Genomic DNA, 19,573 nt, shown 5'->3' on the forward strand with positions numbered 1-19,573 from the left:
GGTCCAGTGAGGTCCATGATCCAGACTCTGTTGGTCGCCAACCGCGGCGAGATCGCCTGCCGGATCATCCGCACCTGCCGTGAGTTGGGAATCCGGACGGTCGCCGTGCACTCGGACGCGGACGAGAACGCGCTCCACGCGCGCGTGGCCGACACGGCGGTACGACTGCCGGGCGCGGCGCCCGCCGAGACGTATCTGCGCGGCGACCTGATCGTGAAGGCGGCCCTGTCCGCCGGCGCGGACGCCGTGCACCCCGGCTACGGCTTCCTCTCCGAGAACCCCGACTTCGCGCGCGCCGTCCTCGACGCCGGCCTGACCTGGATCGGACCCTCCCCGGAGGCCATCGAGGCGATGGCGTCCAAGACCCGCGCGAAGGACCTGATGGGCATCGTGCCCCTCGCCGAAGCCGACGTCACCGAGGCCGACCTGCCGGTGCTGGTGAAGGCGGCCGCGGGCGGCGGGGGGCGCGGGATGCGGATCGTGCGCCGTCTGGAGGAGCTGAGCGCCGCACTGAAGAGCGCGCGCGCCGAGGCTCTGAGCGCCTTCGGCGACGGCGAGGTCTTCCTGGAGCGGTACCTGGAACACGGCCGCCACGTCGAGGTGCAGGTCCTCGCCGACACCCACGGCACGATCTGGATGCTCGGCACCCGCGACTGCTCCCTCCAGCGCCGCCACCAGAAGGTCATCGAGGAGGCCCCGGCGCCCGGCATCTCCGAGGTGCTCACGAGCGATATGTACGCGCTGGCCGTACAGGCCGTGTGCGCCGTCGCCTACGAGGGTGCCGGCACCGTCGAGTTCCTGGTCGCCGACGGCCGCGCGCACTTCCTGGAGATGAACACCCGCCTCCAGGTCGAACACCCCGTGACGGAGGCGGTGTTCGGCATCGACCTGGTCGCCGAACAGATCCGCGTCTCCGAGGGCCACGCCCTCGAAAAGGACCCACCACGCGCGCGTGGCCACGCGATCGAGGCCCGCCTGTACGCCGAGGACCCCGCCCACGGCTGGGCCCCGCAGGCCGGCACCCTGCACCACCTCGCCGTACCGGACGGCGTCCGCCTCGACACCGGCTACACCGACGGCGACCCCATCGGCGTCCACTACGACCCGATGCTCGCCAAGGTCGTCGCCCACGCGCCGACCCGCGCGGAGGCGCTCCGCAAGCTCGCGGGCGCCCTGGAACGAACGGAACTGCACGGCCCGCTCACCAACCGCGACCTGCTCGTGCGCTCACTGCGCCACGAGGAGTTCAGGAGCGGCCACACGGACACCGGCTTCTACGACCGCCACCTCGGCGAACTCACCGAGTCCGCCCCCGACCCCCTCGCCCCCCTGGCCGCCGCCCTCGCCGACGCCCACGGCCGCTCCCGCTTCGGCGGCTGGCGCAACCTGCCCGCACAGCCGCAGGTCAAGCGATACGAGCTGGCGGGGCAGGAGTACGAGGTCCGCTACCGGCACACGCGCACCGGGTTCAGCGCCGAGGGGGTCCGGGTCGTACGCGCCGACGCGCGTCTGGTCGTCCTCGAAGTCGACGGTGTGGCACGGAAGTTCACGGTCACCCGCCACGGTGACCAGGTCTACGTCAACTCCACCCACCTCACCGCCCTGCCCCGCTTCCCCGACCCCACCGCCCAGCACGCCCCGGGCTCCCTGCTCGCACCGATGCCGGGCACGGTCGTACGCATCGCCGAGGGCCTGACGGAAGGGGCAACGGTTCAGGCCGGTCAAGGACTCATATGGCTGGAGGCGATGAAGATGCAGCACCAGATCTCGGCGCCGGTCACCGGAACGCTCAGCGCCTTGCATGCCAAGGCCGGTCAGCAGGTTGAGCCGGGCATGTTGCTCGCCGTAGTGCAGGAAACCTCTTCTTAGGAGCCCCATGACTGCCGTCATCGAATCCGAAGAGCACAAAGCCCTCCGCTCCGCCGTAGCCGCCCTCGGCAAACGCTACGGCCGTGACTACCTGATGCGAACCGTCGCCGAAGGAAAACCCCTCACCGAACTCTGGTCCGAGGCGGGCAAACTCGGCTACCTCGGTGTCAACCTCCCGGAGGAACACGGAGGCGGAGGCGGCGGCATCACCGAACTCTCCATCGTACTCGAAGAGTTGGGTGCCGCGGGCTCGCCTCTGCTGATGCTCGTCGTCTCGCCCGCCATCTGCGGCACCGTGATCTCCCGCTTCGGCACCGAAGACCAGAAACGCGCGTGGCTCCCCGGAATCGCCGACGGCACCCGCCTCATGGCCTTCGGCATCACCGAACCCGACGCCGGTTCGAACTCCCACCGGATCACCACCACCGCCCGCCGCGACGGCACCGACTGGCTCCTCACCGGCCGCAAGGTCTTCATCTCCGGTGTCGACATGGCGGACGCCGTCCTCATCGTCGGCCGTACCGAAGACGCCCGCACCGGACGGCTCAAGCCCTGCCTGTTCATCGTCCCGACGGACGCCGAGGGCTTCCAGAAGCGCCCCATCGACATGGAACTCAACGCCGCCGAGAAGCAGTTCGAGCTGGTCCTGGACGACGTACGGCTGCCCGCCGACGCGCTCGTAGGCGACGAGGACGCGGGCTTGCTCCAGCTGTTCGCGGGCCTCAACCCCGAGCGCATCATGACCGCGGCCTTCGCCATCGGGATGGGCCGCTACGCGCTCGCCAAAGCCATCGAGTACGCCCGCGACCGCACCGTCTGGAAGTCGCCCATCGGCGCCCACCAGGCCATCGCCCACCCCCTGGCGCAGGCGCACATCGACCTGGAACTGGCCCGGCTGATGATGCAGAAGGCCGCCCATCTCTACGACACCGGCGACGACATCGGCGCAGGCGAGGCCGCCAACATGGCCAAGTACGCGGCCGGGGAGGCCTGTGTGAAAGCCGTCGACCAGGCCGTGCACACCCTCGGCGGCAACGGTCTCACGCGCGAGTTCGGGCTCGCCTCGTTGATAACAGCCGCACGTGTGGCTCGTATTGCCCCGGTGAGCCGGGAGATGATTCTCAACTACGTCTCCCACCAGACCCTGGGCCTGCCGAAGTCGTACTAGGCCACCACCGGCAGCCGCTTGGAGGAACCGTGTTCCGCAGCGAGTACGCAGATGTCCCGCCCGTAGAACTCCCCATCCACGACGCCGTCCTGGGCCATGCCGCCGATTTCGGCGACCGGCCCGCCCTGATCGACGGCACGGACGGCACCATCCTCACGTACGCACAGGTGAACCGGTTCCACCGGCGCATCGCCGCCGGTCTCGCCGACGCGGGCGTGGGCAAGGGCGACGTCCTCGCCCTGCACAGCCCCAACACCATCGCCTTCCCGACCGCCTTCTACGCGGCCACGCGCGCGGGTGCCTCTGTCACCACGGTGCACCCGCTCGCCACGCCCGAGGAGTTCGCCAAACAGCTCGGCGACAGCGGCGCCCGCTGGATCGTCACCGTCTCACCCCTGCTGGAGACGGCCCGCCGCGCCGCCGAACTCGCGGGCGGGGTGGGGGAGATATTCGTCTGCGACAGCGCATCCGGGCACCGGTCGCTGATCGACATGCTCGCCACCACCGCGCCCGAACCGCGGCTCGCCTTCGACCCGGCCGAGGACATCGCCGCGCTGCCGTACTCCTCCGGCACCACCGGCGGCCCCAAGGGTGTGATGCTCACCCACCGGCAGATCGCCACCAACCTCGCCCAGCTGGAGCCCGCCGTCGCCATGGCTCCCGGCGAGCGCATCCTGGCCGTGCTGCCGTTCTTCCACATCTACGGCCTGACCGCCCTGATGAACGCGCCGCTGCGCAAGGGCGCCACGGTCGTCGTCCTGCCCCGCTTCGACCTGGAGACCTTCCTCGCGGCCATCGAGAACCACCGCATCACCGGCCTGTACGTCGCCCCGCCGATCGTCCTCGCCCTCGCCAAGCACCCGGCGGTCACCCGCTACGACCTCTCCTCCCTGAAGTACGTCCTCAGCGCCGCCGCCCCGCTGGACGCCCAGCTCGCCCGGGCCTGCGCCGAGCGGCTCGGCCTGCCCCCGATCGGCCAGGCCTACGGCATGACCGAACTGTCCCCCGGCACCCATGTCGTCCCCCTCGACCGCCTGCACGACGCCCCCGCCGGCACCGTCGGCAGGCTCATCGCCGGCACCGAGATGCGGATCGTGTCCCTGGACGAGCCCGGCAAGGACCTCGGCACCGGCGAGTCCGGCGAGATCCTCATCCGCGGCCCCCAGGTGATGAAGGGCTACCTCGGCCGCCCCGACGCCACCGCCGCCGTGATCGACGCCGACGGCTGGCTGCACACGGGCGACGTCGGACACGTGGACGCCGACGGCTGGCTGTTCGTCGTGGACCGGGTGAAGGAACTCATCAAGTACAAGGGCTTCCAGGTGGCCCCCGCCGAGCTGGAGGCCCTGCTGCTCACCCACCCCGGCATCGCCGACGCCGCCGTCATCGGCACCTGCAACGAAGACGGCAACGAGGTCCCGCACGCCTTCGTCGTCCGCCGGGCCGAGGCCGCCGACGACCTCACCGAGAACGAGATCCTCCTCTACGTCGCCGAGCGGGTCGCCCCCTACAAGCGCGTCCGCCGGATCACCTTCATCGACACCGTCCCGCGCGCCGCCTCCGGCAAGATCTTGCGCCGCGAACTGCGCGCACTCAGGGAGCACACGTGAGCACACCGATCGGCCGTACACGCGCGCGCGGCGTCGAAACCCTCAGCCTCGACGCGACCGACACCCGCAACGCGCTCTCGTCGGCCCTCGTCTCCGGCCTCGCGACGGCGCTGGCCGAGTGCGGCAAGGACGACGACGTACGGGCCGTCGTCCTCACCCACAGCGGTACGACGTTCTGCGCCGGCGCCGACCTGCGCGACCCACCGCACCCCGACGGCCTGGTCGGCCTGCTGCGGCAGATCGTGGAGCTGCCCAAACCGGTGATCGCCCGGGTCACCGGGCACGTCCGCGCGGGCGGCCTCGGCCTGCTCGCCGCCTGCGACATCGCCGCCGCGTCCGCCACGGCCACCTTCGCCTTCACCGAGGTCCGCATCGGGGTCGCCCCCGCGGTGATCTCCCTGCCGATCGTCCCGCGCGCCGACCCCCGCGCCCTGGCCCGCTACTACCTCACCGGCGAGCGCTTCGATCCGGCCGAGGCGGTACGCCTGGGCCTGGTGACCACGACGGCCGAAGACGCCGAAGACCCTGAAGACGCCGAAGCCGTCGACGAGGTCCTCGCCCCGATCCTGGACGGCCTGCGCCGCTCCTCGCCGCAGGCCCTGGCCGAGACGAAACGGCTGCTCACGGCTAGGGTGCTGGAAACATTCGACCGGGACGCGGCGGACCTGACCGCCCTCTCGGCCCGGCTGTTCGCCTCCGGCCAGGCCCGGGAGGGGATGACGGCCTTCCTGGAGAAACGGGACGCGGCATGGGTGGTGTGAACGGATGAGCACGACGGTGGAACGCGACCGCGCGCCCAAACAGGACCGCAGCCGGGCCACCCGGCGGCGGCTCCTGGAAGCCGCCGTGGCCTGCCTCGCCGAACACGGCTGGTCGGGCTCCACCGTCTCGGTCGTCGCCGAACGCGCCGGCGTCTCGCGGGGCGCCGCCCAGCACCACTTCCCGACCCGCGAGGACCTGTTCACGGCCGCCGTCGAGTACGTCGCCGAAGAGCGCTCCACCGCGCTCCGGGCCCTCTTCCCGAGCGGCCCCGCCGCCCGCCGGGCCGTCGTCGCGGCCCTCGTCGACCTCTACACCGGCCCCCTCTTCCGTGCCGCCCTGCACCTGTGGGTCGCCGCCTCCAACGAGGACCAGCTCCGCGCGCGTGTCACCGAGCTGGAGGCCCGCGTGGGGCGTGAGACCCACCGCATCGCCGTCGACCTCCTCGGCGCCGACGAGTCCCGCCCCGGCGTGCGCGAAACCGTCCAGGGCTTCCTGGACATGGCCCGCGGCCTGGGCCTTGCCAACCTCCTCACCGACGACTCCGCCCGCCGCGAACGGGTCGTCGCGCAGTGGGCCGACCTGCTGGAGGAAGCGCTGGGCTGAGGGGGTTGCTACAGGGGCGCGTTACTCTTGGGCCCATGCTTCCGATGCTCGTTCGCCGCCGCCACGTGGACTACGTGCGCGTCACGAGCATGGGCTGTCAGCTTTCGGCCTGATTCAGCCCCCTTTTTCTCCTCTTCTTACGGCATCCTGGGCGCCGCCCTACCCTCGGCGGCCTGCCCGTGGCCCACGCACCCCTGTGGACGCACCCATGACCTCGCACACCCCGACGGCGACCCCGTCGTACGACCAGCTCCCCATCATCGACCTGTCGGCCGCAGACCGCGGCCCCCAGGCCCGCGCCCTGCTCCACGCCCAACTGCACAGCGCCGCGCACGACGTCGGCTTCTTCCAGCTCGTCGGACACGGTGTGACCCCGGCCGAGACCGACGCGCTGGTCACCGCGATGCGCGCCTTCTTCGCCCTCCCCGAGGCCGACCGGCTCGCCCTCGACAACGTGAACTCGCCGCACTTCCGCGGCTACACCCGCACCGGCGACGAACGCACCGCCGGCGCCCGCGACTGGCGCGACCAGCTCGACATAGGCGCCGAACGCCCCGCTCGCGTCCCCGGCCCCGGCGAGCCCCCGTACTGGTGGCTGCAAGGCCCCAACCAGTGGCCCGCCGCCCTCCCCGAGCTGCGCACCGCGGCCCTGACCTGGATCGACAGGCTCAGCGCGGTCGCCGAGCGCCTCCTGCACGAACTGCTGACCGCGATCGGCGCCCCCGCCGACTTCTACGACCCGATCTTCGGCACCCGCGCCCACCCGCACCTCAAGCTCGTCCGCTACCCCGGCAGCGCGGGCGACGGCACCGATCAGGGCGTGGGCGCCCACAAGGACTACGGCTTCCTGACCCTCCTGCTCCAGGACACGGTCGGCGGCCTCCAGGTCCACCGCGAGGACGGCCTCTTCCACGACGTCCCGCCGGTCCAGGGCGCCTTCGTGGTCAACCTGGGCGAACTCCTGGAGGTGGCGACCAATGGCTACCTCCTGGCCACCAACCACCGCGTGGTCAGCCCACCCGAAGCGACGGAACGCTTCTCGGTCCCGTTCTTCTACAACCCCCGCCTGGACGCCCGCATAGCCCCCCTGCCCTTCCCCCACGCCGCCAAGGCCCCTGGCATCACAACCGACCCGGCGAACCCCCTGTACGCCGAGTACGGCTACAACGAACTCAAGGGCAAGCTCAGGGCACACCCGCTGGTGGCGGAACGACACCACGGCAACTTGCTGACGTCGGCGGCGTAAATTCCTTTATGGGCGCGGGGCCGTATCGATGTGCGGCTCCGCCGCGTGGGCGCGACCGGCCACAACGGCCCGCAGTCGCCCACGCGCCCCAAACACCCCTCTCAGTGGGCGATATCCGCATACCCCTCGACGTCCTGCGGACTACGCACCCCCGGCCCCACGTACCGAGCAGACGGCCGCACCAGGCGACCGGTGCGCTTCTGCTCAAGAATGTGCGCAGACCACCCAGCCGTACGCGCGCACGTGAACATCGAAGTGAACATATGCGCCGGCACCTCAGCGAAGTCCAGCATGATCGCCGCCCAGAACTCGACGTTGGTCGCCAGCACACGATCCGGCCGACGGTTGTGCAGCTCCTCCAGCGCGGCCTTCTCCAACGCCTCGGCGATCTCGAACCGCGGCGCCCCCAGCTCACGCGCCGTACGCCGCAGCACCCGCGCCCGCGGATCCTCGGCCCGGTACACCCGGTGCCCGAACCCCATCAGCCGCTCACCCCGGTCCAGGGCCTGCTTGACGTACGCCTCCGCGTCCCCGGTCCGCTCGATCTCCTCGATCATCCCGAGCACCCGCGACGGCGCACCCCCGTGCAGCGGCCCGGACATGGCTCCCACCGCACCCGACAGCGCGGCGGCGACATCGGCGCCGGTGGAGGCGATGACCCGCGCCGTGAACGTCGACGCGTTCATGCCGTGCTCGGCGGCGGACGTCCAGTACGCGTCCACGGCCGCGACATGCTTGGGGTCCGGTTCGCCCCGCCACCGGATCATGAACCGCTCAACGACCGACTTCGCCTTGTCGATCTCCCGCTGCGGCACCATCGGCATCATCTGCCCGCGCGCGGACTGGGCGACGTACGACAGCGCCATCACGGCGGCCCGCGCGAGATCGTCCCGCGCCTGGCGCTCGTCGATGTCGAGCAGCGGCTTCAGCCCCCACACCGGCGCCAGCATGGCGAGCGCCGACTGCACGTCCACCCGGATGTCACCGGAGTGCACCGGGATCGGGAACGGCTCGGCGGGCGGCAGACCGGGGTTGAAGGCGCCGTCGACCAGCAGCCCCCACACGTTCCCGAACGAGACGTGCCCGACCAGGTCCTCGATGTCGACGCCCCGGTAGCGCAGGGCGCCGCCCTCCTTGTCCGGCTCGGCGATCTCCGTCTCGAACGCGACGACTCCCTCGAGTCCGGGTACGAAATCGGACATCAGGCGGCTCCTAGTGATGTGGTGGGGGCGGTCACCCCGGTGATGCCCCGATCGGCCGGTGGTCACCCAAATCGCAGGGGAACCAGCACGATAACCCCCGGGTGCCAGACCTGGGGAGCCCCTGCGGCACTGAGTGCCAGCCCGGTTCGTACGCTGTGCGGCGTCGCCTCCGATGCGACCCGCACGGGAGGCGTGGCCGGTACGGCAAGATGACCGCGTGACCAACCGCGACCCGCTCCTGGACCCCGTCCTCGATCCCGCCGCCATGCGCAAGCAGTACCGGGCGGAGGGCCTCGCCGAACAGGACCTCGCCAGCCACCCCATGGACCAGTTCGCCCGCTGGTTCGAGGACGCCGCCCGGGCGGCGCTGCACGGCACGGTCTACGAACCCAACGCGATGGTCGTCTCCACGGCGGACGCGGCCGGCCGTCCCAGCTCGCGCACCGTCCTGATGAAGCAGTTCGACACCGACGGTTTCGTCTTCTTCACCAACTACGACTCCCGCAAGGCCCGCGAGCTCGCCGAGAACCCGCACGTCGCCCTGCTCTTCCCCTGGCACCCGCTCGCCCGCCAGGTCATCGTCACCGGCACCGCCCGCCGCACCGGCCGCGACGAGACCGCCGCCTACTTCCGCACCCGCCCGCACGGCTCCCAGCTGGGCGCCTGGGCCAGCGCCCAGTCCTCGGTGATCGCCTCCCGTGCCGGACTCGACGCCGCCTACGCCGACCTGGAGGCCCGCTACCCCGAGGGCGAACAGGTCCCGGTCCCACCGCACTGGGGCGGCTTCCGCATCACCCCTCAGACCGTCGAGTTCTGGCAGGGCCGCGAGAACCGGCTCCACGACCGCCTGCGCTACGTCACCCAGCCAGGCGGCCGCTGGAAGGTGGAGCGCCTCAGCCCCTGAGCCCCCTGAGCCTCCTAAGCCCCCTGAATCTCTTGAGACCCCTGAGACGCAGACGACCCGCGAGCTCGGGTCCTCCGCCTGTCGGCGGAGAAGCCGGCCGGACGTGCCGGCGAGCTCGCGGGTCGGGTGACTGCTTGGGATTGGGCCGGCTGCACGCGTCTGTCACGTGCTGGTCCGGCACCGCACTGGATGTGGTGGCGGACCGCTAGCCCGCAGCCACCTCACGCGTCCGGTATTCATACATCTGCCGAACCACCTCCCTTCTCGTGTACCCCACACCCTAGGAAGCCGACGGAAGCCGCTCAACTGTTTTTCGCTACGTTTCCCGGCATGACCGAACTCAGGATCGCCACCGCGTGATCGTTCCGTCGGCGGCCATGTCCCTTGTCGGCCGGTGCAGGCATTGATTCCTGCAATCTTGTGGGAACAGGATGTGGGCTGAGTCACGTTCCAGTTGAATGAGGGCCAGTGAGAGGCCAGTGAGCGAACCGTGCGCCGTATACGCGCCGACGCAGCCTGCAGGGGGTCCAGGTGAGTGCTTCCCGGCGGAGTGGGACCACTGATGAGCTGGGGCCGGACGATCCCGGTGAGCCCAGTGAATCCGGGGGATCCGATCTGCTCGCCGCTCTGCTCGACGGTATGGACGCGGCTCTGTGTGCGTTCGACGCCGACGGGGTCGTCACGCACTGGAACCGGGAGGCCGAGCGGATCCTCGGCTGGACGGCCGCCGAGGCGGTCGGACGGCACGGGTTCGCCGGGTGGGCGGTGCGCAGCGCCGACGCCGAGGAGGTGCAGTCCCGGCTGATGTCGGCGATGCACGCGACCGGCCGGCAGGTGCACGAGTTCGCGCTCGTCACGAAGGACGGCGGCCGGGTCCTCGTGCGCACCCAGTCCGCAGCCGTACGAGGCCCCGACGGCAAACCCGCCGGGCTGTACTGCGCGTTCAGCGAGGTGCACGCGCAGATCGATCTGGAGCGGTCGATCGCGCTGAGCGAGGCGCTGTTCGAGGACGCCGCCTGGGGTGTCGTCCTCATCGACGCCGATCTGCGGCCCGCTGTCGTCAACGCGCACGCTGCCCGGGTCCTCGGCATCGGGCGTACGTCCGCGCTGGGCCGGCCGCTCGGCGAACTGCTCGCGCAGGGCGTGGAGGAGCTGGAGGCCGCGCTCACCCATGTGCTGGCCGAGGGCGCGCCGCCCGCGCCCGCCGAGATGTGGGTGACCCTGCGCACCCCCGAGGGCGGGGAACGGCGCTGCTGGCGGAGCGGGTTCGTACGGCTGGCTTCGCCGCTCGCGGAGGAACCGGTGCCGCTCGGCGTCGGCTGGCTGTTCCAGGACGTCACCGAGGCCAAGCAGACCGAGCAGGAGGCGGCCCTGCTGCGGTTCCGCACCAACCAGCTGCACCGTGCCGCGCGGGCCGCCGCCGAGTGCGAGGATCCGGCCGAGGCGGCCATCGTCCACCTGGACTTCGCGCTCGCCGGCTTCGCCGACCACGCGTTGATCGACCGGGTGCTGGCTTCCCCGCGCGCCGGGGGTGAGGAGAGGGCCGTACGGCTCGTCCGGCTGGCCGCGACGCCCGCCGGCGCGCCCGGGCCGAGCCTGCTCACGGGGGCGGCCGGGCTGCCCGTGCGCTACGAGACGGGGCATCCGGCGCTGCAGTGCGTCGAGCGGGCCGGTGCCGTGCGCGCGGACGCCGGGTCGATCCCGGCGGAACAGGCACAGGAGTGGGCGCTCGCCCGTCAGTGGCCCGGCGACGCGGTGCACGCCCTGTGCGCGGCGCTGCGCAGCCGGGGGCGGACGCTGGGCGCGGTGACCTTCCTGCGCGGCTCCGGACGGCACCGCTTCGAGCGGATCGACACGGCCTACGCGGAGGACGTGGCGGTCCGCATCGCGGCGGCGCTGGACCTGGCGGACGCGGTACGGGACGAGAACGGGCCTACGGGGGCGCAGGGTCCGTCCGGCGGATCCTGTCGCGGACGCGGGGACTGACACGCCCTGGCGTGGGGGCACCCCCAGCGGCGTTCATCGGTCGCCGGCGCTCCCCCACGCTCGGCTTCGCTCTTTCCTGCGCCCCGATCCGCCGGACGGGCCCCGGCACCGGTAGAAGAGCCGGACAGGCCCCGGCGCCGGTAGAAGATCCGTCAGCGCCGGTAGAAGATCCGGTCGCCGTACTCCCGCAGCACGCGGCCGTTCCACTCGTGGCCGCCGTCGACGTTGCCGGAGCGCAGCAGCGGGGGTTCGATGCCGCGGTCGGCGAGGGTGGCGGCGGTGGTCGCCATGACGGCCTGCAGCAGGGCGGTGGTGACGACCGTGGAGGCGGGCGCGAAGGGCGCCGGGATGGTGTCGAGGGTGAGCTCGGCGTCGCCGACCGCGATCTTCGAGTCCAGCACGATGTCGCAGTGGTCCTTCAGAAAGGTGCCGGAGGCGTGCCGGGACGTGGTCTGCGACGCGTAGGCGACCGAGGTGACGCCGATGACCTTCAGGCCGAGGGCGCGGGCGCCCTGAGCCATCTCCACGGGCAGGGCGTTGCGGCCGGACAGGGAGATGATCACGAGGGCGTCGCCGGAGCGGACCGGTGAGGTGTCCAGGACGGCGCTCGCGAGTCCGTCGACGCGTTCGAGGGCGGAGCCGAGGGTGGCCGGGGTGACGTCGACGCCGACGACGCCTGGGACGGCGAGCAGGTTCATCAGGGCGAGGCCGCCGGCCCGGTAGACGACGTCCTGGGCGGCCAGCGAGGAGTGCCCGGCGCCGAAGGCGAACAGGCGCCCGCCGGCGGCGACGGTGTCGGCGAGCAGGGTGCCGGCCGCGGCGATCGCCTCGGCCTCCTCCGCACGGACCCGCCGCAGCAGGTCGATGGCGGCGTCGAAGAACAGGTCGGCAGGCGTGCCGTCGCTCATGCGGTGCCCCTTCGCAACGTCTGTGTCGCGGATCACCGTGCGGTCTGGACCAGTGCGGTGTCAATACGGCGCCTCGGTGGCCGACGGCGCTGTAGTTCCCTCCATTTCTTCCGCGGCCCCCGCTTGTCGGTGGGATCCGGCAGAATTGGTGCCAGGGCCAGCGCACGCGCCGGGCTGCCGGCAGAGGTAATCGAGGGGCACGTATGTCCGGACTGATCGACACCACGGAGATGTATCTCCGCACCATCCTCGAACTCGAAGAGGAAGGCGTCGTCCCCATGCGCGCCCGCATCGCGGAGCGGCTGGACCAGAGCGGGCCGACGGTGAGCCAGACGGTGGCGCGCATGGAGCGCGACGGCCTGGTGTCCGTGGCCAGCGACCGCCATCTGGAGCTGACCGACGAGGGCCGCAGGCTCGCCACGCGCGTGATGCGCAAGCACCGGCTGGCCGAGTGCCTCCTCGTCGACGTGATCGGCCTGGAGTGGGAGCAGGTGCACGCCGAGGCCTGCCGCTGGGAGCACGTGATGAGCGAGGCCGTCGAGCGGCGCGTCCTGGAGCTGCTGCGGCACCCGACCGAGTCGCCGTACGGCAACCCCATCCCCGGCCTGGAGGAACTGGGCGAGAAGGACGGCGCCAACCCGTTCCTGGACGAGGGCATGGTCTCGCTGGCCGACCTCGACCCGGGCTCGGACGGCAAGACGGTCGTCGTCCGCCGGATCGGCGAGCCGATCCAGACGGACGCGCAGTTGATGTACACGCTGCGGCGCGCGGGTGTGCAGCCCGGCTCCGTGGTGAGCGTGACGGAGTCGGCCGGCGGTGTCCTGGTGGGTAGCGGCGGCGAGGCGGCCGAGCTGGAGGCGGACGTCGCCTCGCACGTGTTCGTCGCCAAGCGCTGACAGCGAGAAGCCCCGGCGCCTTGCGGCGCCGGGGCTGTCCTCCCCTGTGCTGACCCGGAGCCCCGAGCTCTCAGGGTCATCCCCTCGGACCGTTTTTCCCCGAGCGGTCCGCCTCCCGCCAGTACAGATCCCCTGAGCGGCGGCGATCATGCCTTGAGGGGTGTCACTCGAATGAGGGGTGTTGTCCGCAGAGGCAGTGTTTTCGAATAGGCATTCGATAGTCTGCGGCGGCAAGACGAGCACGACAGCGACAGCAGCGAGTACGAGCGAGTACGGCAGTACACCGGTACGAGGCAGGCGGAGCTGGGGGTGCCAGGCCCATGGCACGGCGGATCGACGTAACGGGAGCGGACGGGGTGCGCTTGGCCGCCTGGGAGTTCGCCGACCCTCCCAAGACGGGTCTCGACCCGGCGGAGGGCCGGACGGGCCCGGCGGCCGGCCCTCCGGGCGTGCTGTTACTGCACGGCCTGATGGGCCGTGCCTCCCACTGGGCCTCGACGGCCCGCTGGCTCGCCGCACGCCATCGCGCCGTCGCCCTCGACCAGCGCGGTCACGGCCAGAGCGAGAAGTCCGCCCGGGCCGCCTACACCCGTGAGGCCTACGTCGAGGACGCCGAGGCCGCCCTCGAACAGCTCGGGCTCGCCCCCGCCGTCCTCGTCGGCCACGCCATGGGCGCGCTGACCGCCTGGCAGCTCGCCGCGAAGCGTCCCGACCTCGTCCGGGGCCTGATCATCTGCGACATGCGGGCCTCCGCGCTGGGGGCCGCCTCGCAGCGGGAGTGGGCCCAGTGGTTCAAGGCCTGGCCCGTCCCCTTCGCCACGCTGGCCGACGTACGCAAGTGGTTCGGCGAGGACGACCCCTGGGTGGAGCGGCCGAGCCCCGCCCGCGGCGCGTTCTACGCCGAGGTCATGCACGAGTCCGCCGACGGCTGGCGTCCCGTCTTCGAGCCGGAGCAGATGCTCCGCACCCGGGAGAGCTGGGTGTACGACGCGCACTGGGAGGAACTGGCGCAGGTGCGCTGCCCGACGCTGGTGGTGCGTGGGGTGGACGGGGAGCTGGGGCGGGCGGAGGCGCAGGAGATGGTGCGGGTGCTTCCAGCGGGGCATTATGCGGAGGTCGCTGAGGCGGGGCACCTTGCGCACTATGAGCTGCCGCTGGCTTGGCGGGCTTCCGTCCTGCCGTTTCTTGATGGGGTGCTCGGGGACTGAGGGCGCCATCTCGTCTGCCGGGCCAGTGTTTCGCCGGCGGCTGCGGGTTCGTCGTGGCTGATCGCGCCCACGCGGCGGAGCCGCATATCGACACAGCCCCGCGCCCCTGGGGGTGCAGTTCGCCGCGCCGCCCAAGGACCGCGGCTTTCTACCCCTTGCTCACTGCAGTCAGGATCTCCGGGAGTCGCGCTGCCGTTCTCGGGGCTGCCAGGCGCAGGCCCAGGAAGGTCAGGGCCGTGCCGTACACGGCGCCCGCCGGGAGCAGGAGCCAGGTCATCCCTTCCCCGTCGCCGCTCACATGGAGCCAGATGGTGACGGCGATGACGGGGGCGCAGAGCAGGGCTGCGGAGATCATGCCGCCGAAGATGGCGATCCAGGCGAGGCCCGCCTGGCCGGGGGCGACGTTCTTGTGGCCCTCCTGGGGGATGGAGTACGGGAAGCGGGCCGACGTCCAGGCGCCGGTCGCGAGCATCGCGCCGAGCAGGGCGAAGGACAGCCCCAGCACCTCCGGCAACTGCGACCACGCGCCCAGCACGCCCGCCGTCACCGCCGTCACGAGCGCCGCGTAGGGCAGGGTGACCAGCAGCAGGGCCAGGGCCCGGCCGCGCAGTTCGGCGTAGGCGTCCCGGGGTGAGGAGATGGTCATGGCCACCATCCAGAACGCGGAGGTGTCCTGCCCGAACTGGTTGTACATCTGGATGCCGAGCATCCCGGCGGCGAAGCACGCGAAGTAGATCGACCCGGTTCCCTGCGCCGCGTTGAACACCGGCACGATCAGCCCGATCGCCAGCGAGGTCACCCAGGCGGCCTTGGTCTTCGGATCCCGCCCCATGTAGCGCAGGCTGCGCTCCATGACCGTACCCGTACGGCCGCCCGGCAGCAGCCGCCCCAGCCCGCCCGGGGCGCGATCCCGTACCCCGGCGTCGGCGGCCTGCAGCGTGGACCCGTCGGGCGCGGTCATCAGCCGGGTCAGGCTCCGCGCCCACACGGCGACCAGCGCCCCCAACCCGGCCACGGTGACGGCGAGTTGTGCGGCGGCCGTGCCGTACGCCCCCTCGCTCGCCGACCCCACCGCCGCCACCGCCGAAGCGGGCGGCACCCACCCGAGCGCGTCCGCGACCGGCTGCAGCTGTCCGAGGCCCGCCGAACCCAGCTGCCGTGCACCGAAGTTGACCAGCTGCGCCCCGATCGCGATCACCAGCCCGCTCAGCACCGCCAGATCGCGGCCCTTCCTGCTGGTCAGCAGCCGTACGTTGGCGGCGGCCACGGCCCGTGCGAGCGCCACACAGACCAGCAGCGCGAGGACGACGGCGAGTACCGCGACGGCGTACCCCGCGGCCCCGTGTGCCACCGCCACCGCACACCCCACCAGCACCAGCAGCGTGAACAGCGGGCCGATGCCCACCAGGGAGGCCGCGAGCAGTGCCCGGACCAGCGGCCGGGGCCGCAGCGGAAGCATCACCAGCCGGGTCGGGTCCAGCGTCTCGTCACCGGTCGGGAAGAACAGCGGCAGCACCGCCCAGCCCAGCGCCAGCACGGCCGTACCCGGCACGACGACGGCGTCGGCATGCGCGTGCCCGCGCAGTGCGAGCAGGCCCAGCAGCTGCAGCAGCGCGAACAGGACCGCGATGACCGCCGAGACGACGAACGCGGCCCGCCGGCCTCCGGACTGCCGCAGCCCGTTCTGCAGCAGCGACAGTTTCAGCCGTACGACGGTGGAGGTGAGGTTCGTCATCGGGCCGCCCCGCCGCCCAGCCAGTCCAGATCGGACCCGGTGTCCCGCCCGCTCGCCCCGACCAGCTCCAGGAACGCCCCCTGGAGCGTCGGATGAGCGCCGCGCACCTCGGCAAGCGTCCCGGTCGCGCGGATCCGGCCCGCCGCCAGCACCGCGACCCAGTCGCACAGCGACTCGACCAGCTCCATGACGTGCGAGGAGAAGACGACGGTCGCCCCGGAGGCGGTGTACCGCTCCAGAACGCCCCGGATGGTCTGCGCGGACACCGGGTCGACGCCCTCGAACGGCTCGTCCAGGAAGAGCACCTCGGGGTTGTGCAGCAGCGCGGCCGCGAGCCCGATCTTCTTGCGCATGCCGGTCGAGTAGTCGACTACGAGCTTGTGCTGGGCCCCGGCCAGGTCGAGCACGTCCAGCAGCTGCGTGGCCCGCTTGTCCACCTCGGCCCCCGGCAGCCCGCGCAGCCGGCCCGAGTACCCGAGCAACTCCCGTCCCGACAGCCGCTCGAACAGCCGCAGCCCCTCGGGCAGTACCCCGATGCGCGCCTTGACGGCCACCGGATCCCGCCACACGTCGTGCCCGACGACCTCCACGGTGCCCTCGTCGGGCCGTAGCAGCCCGGTGACCATGGAGAGGGTGGTGGTCTTCCCGGCCCCGTTCGGCCCGACCAGCCCTATGAACTTCCCGGCGGGCAGCTCAAGATCGATCCCCCCGACAGCGACTTGCTGCCCAAACCGCTTCCAGAGCCCACGCACGCGTACCGCAGCTTCGGTCATGCATGCACAGTACGGGCCCGGTGATTTCCTTAACGATCCCGACCGCACGCATAAGCGAGAGACGAGATCAACTCCTCCGCATCCGGCAACCACCGATTCGCCGGGGTGGGCCGGCAAGCCCACTGCACAGCCCCACGAGACCCGAACCGAGTAGGAGGAGCAGCCACATACGACCCCTCGCCCAGCGCCACCAGATCCAGCGACGCGAGCGACCACCCGAGCTTCCGCACCAGATCCGGCACCTTCGCGGAACCCCCCGGCAGCACGAAGAACTGCATACGCCGGTCGGGAGCCAACGTCACCGGCCCGAGCGTCAGTTCCATCCGCTCCATACGGGCGAGCGCCAAGAACCCCGCACTCTCCGGGACGGACAACGCATCGAACGTCCGCCCCGTAGGCAGCAGGATCGACGCCGTCGGCTGCTTCTGCCACATCCGGCGCGCGACGGTCGCGCTGCCCGTCGCCTGCGTCGCCCAGTCGGGGCGCGCGGGGTGCGCACCCGGCGCAGGGCAGGAGGCATCGCTGCACGAGCAGCGCTGCATGCCGGCGACCGCTTCCAGCCAGGTGCCCGGGAACACGTCCCAGTGCCGCTCCTCGGCGTAGCGTACGGCGGTCTCCAGCAGCGATTCCCCGCGCTGCTGCGGAATCTGACCGGCAATCTGAGTGTTTCGGGCGCCCGCGATCGTCTCTTCCACGCTTCACTCAACTCCCGCGCCCACCTGGAGTTACGGCTATAGCGCGCGCGGGGGAGGAGCATCGATTCGGCAGCCGGGGCGCATGGGTGCACGTCCGGGGGCGCGCGGGGGGAAGGACGGCGTGAGGTGGGTAGCCAGGAATGGGGTGGGCTGCCGCCGTTACCCCGGCAAACGGCACATGTCGCGCATTGGCGGTATCTCAGCTGGGCAGTGATCTTCCTGAACTGATCGTCTGCTCCAGGGGATCGCAACGCAGGGGGTAGCACATGGCCGCAAGGCCTCTCGTGGCGAGGCAGCCGAACGAACGGCTGCAGGCACTCATCCAGGAAGCGGGGTGCTCGAACGCCGGGCTGGCCCGGCGGGTCAACATGTGCGGCGCCGAGCACGGGCTCGACCTGCGCTACGACAAGACGTCCGTGGCCCGCTGGCTGCGCGGACAGCAGCCGCGGGGCCGGGCCCCGGCGATCATCGCGGAGGCGCTCGGGCGCAAGCTCGGCCGTACGGTCACGATCGACGAGATCGGCATGGCCAATGGCAAGAACCTCGCCTCGGGGGTCGGTCTCCAGTTCTCGCCGACGGTACTGGGGGCCATCGAGCAGGTCTGCGAGCTGTGGCGCAGCGACGTGGGCCGCAGGGACTTCCTGTCCGGCTCCTCCGTCGCCGCCTCCGCGCTGGTCGAGCCCAGCCGCGACTGGCTGATCTCGGCGCCGGACGCCCAGGTGGCCCGGCAGGCGGGCCCACGCGTGGGGCAGGCCGACGTGGCGGCCGTACGGTCCATGACGCAGGCGCTGACCGAACTCGACCACCAGTACGGCAGCGGGCATGTCCGCCCGGTGGTCGTGCACTACCTCAACAGCGTCGTCTCCGGGCTGCTCGCGGGCTCGTACCGGGAGACGGTCGGGCGGGAACTCTTCGCCGCGGTCGCCCGGTTGACCGAGCTGGCGGGCTACATGGCCGTGGACACCGGGCAACCGGGGCTGGCCCAGCGGTACTACATCCAGTCGCTGCGGCTCGCCCAGGCCGCCGGGGACCGCGGATACGGCGGGTACGTCCTCGCCGCGTCCATGAGCCACCTCGCCGCGCAGCTCGGAAACCCGCGCGAGATCGCCCAGTTGGCGCGGGCGGCGCAGGAGGGGGCGCGCGGGCAGGTGACCCCGCGCGTGGACGCGATGTTCCACGCGGCGGAGGCGCGCGGGCACGCCCTGCTCGGCGACGTACGCGCCGCGCAGGCCTCCACCGGGCGGGCGGTGACGGCGATGGAGGGGGCGGACGACTCCTCCGGCGACGACCCGGTGTGGATCCGGCACTTCGACGAGGCCTACCTGGCCGACGAGTTGGCGCACTGCCACCGCGATCTCGGGCAGCCCGAGCAGGCGGCGAGGTTCGCCGAGCAGTCGCTGGCCGGGCATCCCGAGACCCGGGCCCGCCGGCGCGCCATCGGCTATGTGCTGCTGGCCACGGCCCAGGTGCAGCAGCGCGAGATCGAACAGGCCTGTGGCACCGGTCTGAAGGCGGTGGAGCTGCTGGAGACGCTCCGCTCCAACCGCGGCGCCGAATATCTGGAGGACCTTCAGCAGCGCCTGGAACCCTTCCGGGAGGAGGCGGTGGTACGGGAGTTCGGGGCGCGCCTCGATCTCCAGCAGGCAGCCTGAACGCCGGACCCGCGGTTGCGTGAACGTGCGGCGAACGGCATCTGGAGGCGCGGGGGGCGCACGAGGGTGCCATGGAACAGCGCGCCGCGGGACGGTTTTGTTACCGCTGTCACAGGCAAAAAGATCGCGCCCTGAGCTGCCTCGCACCCGGCTCGGGGGACCCGGTAGCGTGAGCCCGATTCACAAGGTCCCCCATTAGTAGGAGTCCCGGTGACGCAGAGTGGACAGGGCGAGGAGCCCTCGGCGCAGCCCGCGCGCGAAGGCATCGTGCTGCCCTCCGACGGAGGCGAGCCCTTGCTGCCGGGCATGACCGGCGCGCCCGCCCCCGCCGCCCCGGCCGGCGGGCAGGCCTGGGG

Annotated in this window: 16 protein-coding genes; 11 read left to right on the plus strand and 5 right to left on the minus strand. The window is 71.8% G+C overall.

Going from position 1 to position 19,573, the window contains the following annotated elements; translation table 11 throughout:
• Window positions 1-15 precede the first annotated feature (15 nt).
• The 6 genes from M878_RS72320 (at window position 16) to M878_RS72345 (ending at window position 7,258) form a co-directional block, all read left to right on the plus strand.
• The gene (locus M878_RS72320; protein WP_023549407.1) at window positions 16-1,869 is read left to right on the plus strand and encodes an acetyl/propionyl/methylcrotonyl-CoA carboxylase subunit alpha; all 1,854 of its coding nucleotides are present in this window, start codon (window positions 16-18) and stop codon (window positions 1,867-1,869) included.
• 7 nt (window positions 1,870-1,876) lie between these two features.
• Window positions 1,877-3,037, plus strand: a complete 1,161-nt coding sequence (locus M878_RS72325) for an acyl-CoA dehydrogenase family protein (RefSeq protein ID WP_023549408.1) — start codon at window positions 1,877-1,879, stop codon at window positions 3,035-3,037.
• Window positions 3,038-3,066: 29 nt separating this feature from the next.
• Window positions 3,067-4,647: a 4-coumarate--CoA ligase family protein gene (locus tag M878_RS72330; RefSeq protein ID WP_023549409.1), complete on the plus strand. Its 1,581-nt coding sequence runs from the start codon at window positions 3,067-3,069 to the stop codon at window positions 4,645-4,647.
• Window positions 4,644-5,408, plus strand: coding sequence for an enoyl-CoA hydratase family protein (locus M878_RS72335; protein WP_023549410.1), 765 nt, complete (start codon window positions 4,644-4,646; stop codon window positions 5,406-5,408). The genes M878_RS72330 and M878_RS72335 overlap by 4 nt, the downstream gene beginning before the upstream one ends.
• A gap of 4 nt (window positions 5,409-5,412) precedes the next feature.
• On the plus strand, window positions 5,413-6,012 hold the full coding sequence (locus tag M878_RS72340; RefSeq protein WP_023549411.1) for a TetR/AcrR family transcriptional regulator: 600 nt from the start codon (window positions 5,413-5,415) through the stop codon (window positions 6,010-6,012).
• 208 nt (window positions 6,013-6,220) lie between these two features.
• Entirely contained in the window at window positions 6,221-7,258 is a 1,038-nt protein-coding gene (locus tag M878_RS72345) for an isopenicillin N synthase family dioxygenase (RefSeq protein ID WP_023549412.1), read from the plus strand.
• A gap of 101 nt (window positions 7,259-7,359) precedes the next feature.
• On the opposite strand, the gene M878_RS72350 is transcribed toward M878_RS72345, so the two are convergent.
• Window positions 7,360-8,460 (minus strand): citrate synthase 2, encoded by a 1,101-nt coding sequence (locus M878_RS72350; RefSeq protein ID WP_023549413.1) that lies wholly within the window; start codon window positions 8,458-8,460, stop codon window positions 7,360-7,362.
• A gap of 217 nt (window positions 8,461-8,677) precedes the next feature.
• Here M878_RS72350 and pdxH point away from each other — a divergent pair, with 217 nt between their 5' ends.
• Together pdxH and M878_RS72360 are read left to right on the plus strand one after the other, a co-directional pair.
• Window positions 8,678-9,364 (plus strand): pyridoxamine 5'-phosphate oxidase, encoded by a 687-nt coding sequence (gene pdxH / locus M878_RS72355; RefSeq protein ID WP_023549414.1) that lies wholly within the window; start codon window positions 8,678-8,680, stop codon window positions 9,362-9,364.
• A 531-nt stretch (window positions 9,365-9,895) separates the two neighbouring features.
• Window positions 9,896-11,350 (plus strand): PAS domain-containing protein, encoded by a 1,455-nt coding sequence (locus M878_RS72360; RefSeq protein ID WP_051430110.1) that lies wholly within the window; start codon window positions 9,896-9,898, stop codon window positions 11,348-11,350.
• 152 nt (window positions 11,351-11,502) lie between these two features.
• On the opposite strand, the gene M878_RS72365 is transcribed toward M878_RS72360, so the two are convergent.
• On the minus strand, window positions 11,503-12,258 hold the full coding sequence (locus M878_RS72365) for an SIS domain-containing protein (protein WP_023549416.1): 756 nt from the start codon (window positions 12,256-12,258) through the stop codon (window positions 11,503-11,505).
• A gap of 203 nt (window positions 12,259-12,461) precedes the next feature.
• On the opposite strand from M878_RS72365, the gene M878_RS72370 reads away from it, so the two are divergent.
• Both M878_RS72370 and M878_RS72375 read left to right on the plus strand, forming a co-directional pair.
• The gene (locus M878_RS72370; RefSeq protein ID WP_023549417.1) at window positions 12,462-13,154 is read left to right on the plus strand and encodes an iron-dependent transcriptional repressor DtxR; all 693 of its coding nucleotides are present in this window, start codon (window positions 12,462-12,464) and stop codon (window positions 13,152-13,154) included.
• Between the two features lie 320 nt (window positions 13,155-13,474).
• Window positions 13,475-14,362 carry an alpha/beta fold hydrolase gene (locus tag M878_RS72375; RefSeq protein WP_031225511.1) on the plus strand — a complete coding sequence of 296 codons (888 nt, stop codon included), beginning with the start codon at window positions 13,475-13,477 and terminating at the stop codon, window positions 14,360-14,362.
• Between the two features lie 148 nt (window positions 14,363-14,510).
• Here the strand turns inward: M878_RS72375 and M878_RS72380 are convergent, their stop codons facing one another.
• From M878_RS72380 to M878_RS72390, 3 genes are read right to left on the minus strand one after another with little or no spacing between them, the layout of a single operon-like run.
• Window positions 14,511-16,097 carry a hypothetical protein gene (locus tag M878_RS72380; protein WP_023549419.1) on the minus strand — a complete coding sequence of 529 codons (1,587 nt, stop codon included), beginning with the start codon at window positions 16,095-16,097 and terminating at the stop codon, window positions 14,511-14,513.
• Entirely contained in the window at window positions 16,094-16,870 is a 777-nt protein-coding gene (locus tag M878_RS72385) for an ABC transporter ATP-binding protein (protein ID WP_023549420.1), read from the minus strand. The genes M878_RS72380 and M878_RS72385 overlap by 4 nt, the downstream gene beginning before the upstream one ends.
• A gap of 29 nt (window positions 16,871-16,899) precedes the next feature.
• Window positions 16,900-17,565 (minus strand): bifunctional DNA primase/polymerase, encoded by a 666-nt coding sequence (locus M878_RS72390; protein WP_023549421.1) that lies wholly within the window; start codon window positions 17,563-17,565, stop codon window positions 16,900-16,902.
• Window positions 17,566-17,831: 266 nt separating this feature from the next.
• Between M878_RS72390 and M878_RS72395 the strand changes: the two genes are divergently transcribed.
• Window positions 17,832-19,217 carry an NsdA family TPR-like regulatory protein gene (locus M878_RS72395; protein WP_031225512.1) on the plus strand — a complete coding sequence of 462 codons (1,386 nt, stop codon included), beginning with the start codon at window positions 17,832-17,834 and terminating at the stop codon, window positions 19,215-19,217.
• The last annotated feature ends 356 nt before the right edge of the window (window positions 19,218-19,573 follow it).

The organism is Streptomyces roseochromogenus subsp. oscitans DS 12.976 (genome assembly GCF_000497445.1).
Lineage (GTDB): Bacteria > Actinomycetota > Actinomycetes > Streptomycetales > Streptomycetaceae > Streptomyces > Streptomyces oscitans.

What these genes read in the sequence shown, in the direction of transcription:
- M878_RS72325 (WP_023549408.1), top strand. Translation starts at nt 1,877, where the DNA reads ATGACTGCCGTCATCGAATCCGAAGAGCACAAAGCCCTCCGCTCCGCC.
- M878_RS72395 (WP_031225512.1), top strand. Translation starts at nt 17,832, where the DNA reads ATGGCCGCAAGGCCTCTCGTGGCGAGGCAGCCGAACGAACGGCTGCAG.
- M878_RS72375 (WP_031225511.1), top strand. Translation starts at nt 13,475, where the DNA reads ATGGCACGGCGGATCGACGTAACGGGAGCGGACGGGGTGCGCTTGGCC.
- M878_RS72320 (WP_023549407.1), top strand. Translation starts at nt 16, where the DNA reads ATGATCCAGACTCTGTTGGTCGCCAACCGCGGCGAGATCGCCTGCCGG.
- M878_RS72340 (WP_023549411.1), top strand. Translation starts at nt 5,413, where the DNA reads ATGAGCACGACGGTGGAACGCGACCGCGCGCCCAAACAGGACCGCAGC.
- M878_RS72380 (WP_023549419.1), bottom strand. Translation starts at nt 16,097, where the DNA reads ATGACGAACCTCACCTCCACCGTCGTACGGCTGAAACTGTCGCTGCTG.
- M878_RS72365 (WP_023549416.1), bottom strand. Translation starts at nt 12,258, where the DNA reads ATGAGCGACGGCACGCCTGCCGACCTGTTCTTCGACGCCGCCATCGAC.
- M878_RS72370 (WP_023549417.1), top strand. Translation starts at nt 12,462, where the DNA reads ATGTCCGGACTGATCGACACCACGGAGATGTATCTCCGCACCATCCTC.
- M878_RS72345 (WP_023549412.1), top strand. Translation starts at nt 6,221, where the DNA reads ATGACCTCGCACACCCCGACGGCGACCCCGTCGTACGACCAGCTCCCC.
- M878_RS72385 (WP_023549420.1), bottom strand. Translation starts at nt 16,870, where the DNA reads ATGACCGAAGCTGCGGTACGCGTGCGTGGGCTCTGGAAGCGGTTTGGG.
- M878_RS72350 (WP_023549413.1), bottom strand. Translation starts at nt 8,460, where the DNA reads ATGTCCGATTTCGTACCCGGACTCGAGGGAGTCGTCGCGTTCGAGACG.